This window comes from Dolichospermum sp. LEGE 00246 (assembly GCF_015207865.1).
Classification (GTDB): domain Bacteria; phylum Cyanobacteriota; class Cyanobacteriia; order Cyanobacteriales; family Nostocaceae; genus Dolichospermum; species Dolichospermum heterosporum.
In genome coordinates this window covers 1-2185 of sequence record NZ_JADEWA010000641.1, presented here as the reverse complement: position 1 = coordinate 2185, position 2185 = coordinate 1, and the positions used below count along the sequence as shown (strand labels likewise).

The window sequence follows — 2185 nt, the reverse complement described above, 5'->3', positions numbered from 1 at the left end:
CTCTGTATGGGAATGAATTCTAGAAGGCTCTGCCTTCTATGAAAACAGAGGCAGAGCCTCTGTAATAGCATTCCCAGTCAGAGACTGGGAACGAGATATCATCAGGATTTGAGCTTAAGTTGACACCAATGAAGCTCTTGCTAAACCCCTACCTATAGAATCAAACGATTAAGCCGTTTAGAGTATATTCAGCAACGCCCAAAATTTAAGGATTTACAAGATTAAAAATTTTTATGAATATTAGGGTATGCCCTGCGGTTGTGGTCTTGAGTCAAAATAGCGTTACAGTGGGGCGAAAAATTACTAATGTCTTAGCTGGTGCAAAATTATACGGTTTGGTTAATCGGACTCATGATGTTGATATTAGCTTTACCAATTTTGGCGAAACTTTAAGAGAATTATTCGCTGCTGGTACACCGATAATTGGTATTTGTGCGGCGGGGATTCTAATTAGAACAATTGCACCATTGTTAACTGACAAGGGACAAGAACCGCCAGTTTTAGCTGTAGCTGAAGATGGTAGTGCTGTTGTTCCGCTTTTGGGTGGTTTAAGTGGTGTAAATGATTTAGCGCGTCAGGTGGGGTTAGGACTGAATATCAAACCAGCAATTACCACAACGGGAGATATCCGCTTTCACACTGCTTTGTTATCTCCTCCTGCTGGATATCATTTAGCTAACCCAGAACATGGGAAAAAATTTATTGCTGATTTATTAGCTGGGGGAAAAGTTAAATTACAAGGAATAGCACCTTGGTTGAGTGAGAGTAATTTACCTATTGATGAAAATGGTGAGTTAATTATTCAAATTACTGAAAATTTGGGTAATTCTGATCCTAATTGTTTAGTTTATCATCCTGGGAAAATTGCGATCGCTCTCACCAAGCCAGAACCAGATACAATCACTCAAATTCACCAAATCCTCGCAGCATCTAATTTAGCACCTGCCGCAGTGTCAGGAATATTTGCACCGCTACAACTGGCGAACAATTCCCAACTTCACTCTATAGCGACAACTTTGGGAGTTCCTATCCGCTTCCTACCCACCAATGAATTAACGGAATTGGTTTTGGCGGCTACAGGTGCAGATAGTCGAATTGTATCATCCCCATTTTCCCAGATAGCTGTTGCCATTTCCACGCAAATTATCAACCCCGACACCATTGGACAACCCCAGGGCAAATTAGCGATTATTGGTACAGGTCCTGGTGCATCTCAATGGATGTCACCCCAGGTAAAGGAAATTTTGGCATCAGCGACGGATTTAGTCGGTTATAAAACTTATATTAATTTAATTGGACATCTCGCAGATGGTAAGCGTGTTCATGAATCAGATAACCGCGTGGAAGCAGAGAGGGCATATCAGGCACTAGATTTAGCCGCATCAGGAAAATATGTAGCAGTTGTATCTTCTGGCGACCCCGGTATTTACGCAATGGCAGCGGCAGTGTTTGAGGTTTTAGAGCAATATCATAAACCAGAATGGCAAACCATTGATATTCAAGTCGCCCCTGGTATTTCGGCTATGCAAGCCGCAGCAGCCACTATTGGTGCGCCTTTGGGGCATGATTTCTGTGTGATTTCTCTCTCTGACATTTTGAAACCTTGGGAAATTATCGCTCAACGAATTACCGCTGCGGCTAAAAGTGATTTTGTCATTGCTTTCTATAACCCTGTATCAAAAGAACGCACTTGGCAACTAGCCGCCGCGAAAAAGATTTTAATGGAACACCGCAAACCTGATACCCCAGTTGTGTTGGGACGAAATTTAGGAAGAAAGGGAGAAGAAGTCCAGGTTACGACTCTAAAGGAATTAGAACCAGCATTAGCGGATATGCGAACTGTCATTATTATTGGTTCTTCCCACACTCGACAAATCCAGCAAGATCATAATATTTGGGTTTATACTTCCCGCCGATATAATTCTCAGGAATGATGTTTTTTCTATTAAACATAATATCCTTCTTCTTTCTTCCTTTCTCCTGACTCCTTTAAGATATAACTCTCTTAATTATGTCTAGTTTATATCTGAGAAAGACTTGATTTTTTTATTCTCATCATCAACAATAAAAACATCATGTTTCAGACATGATTGTAGCCAATAAAAGTGACAGAAGCCCTGATAATGTCCGCCCTTGCGGACATTTTACTTATTATAAATTCTTAGAAAAAAAATGACAATTATAT

The 2185-nt window shown here is 40.5% G+C and carries 1 protein-coding gene; it reads left to right on the top strand.

Annotated elements, in window-relative coordinates:
• Positions 1–233: 233 nt before the first annotated feature.
• Positions 234–1934 carry a precorrin-3B C(17)-methyltransferase gene (cobJ, locus tag IQ228_RS25005; RefSeq protein ID WP_193964840.1) on the top strand — a complete coding sequence of 567 codons (1701 nt, stop codon included), beginning with the start codon at positions 234–236 and terminating at the stop codon, positions 1932–1934.
• Positions 1935–2185: the final 251 nt, after the last annotated feature.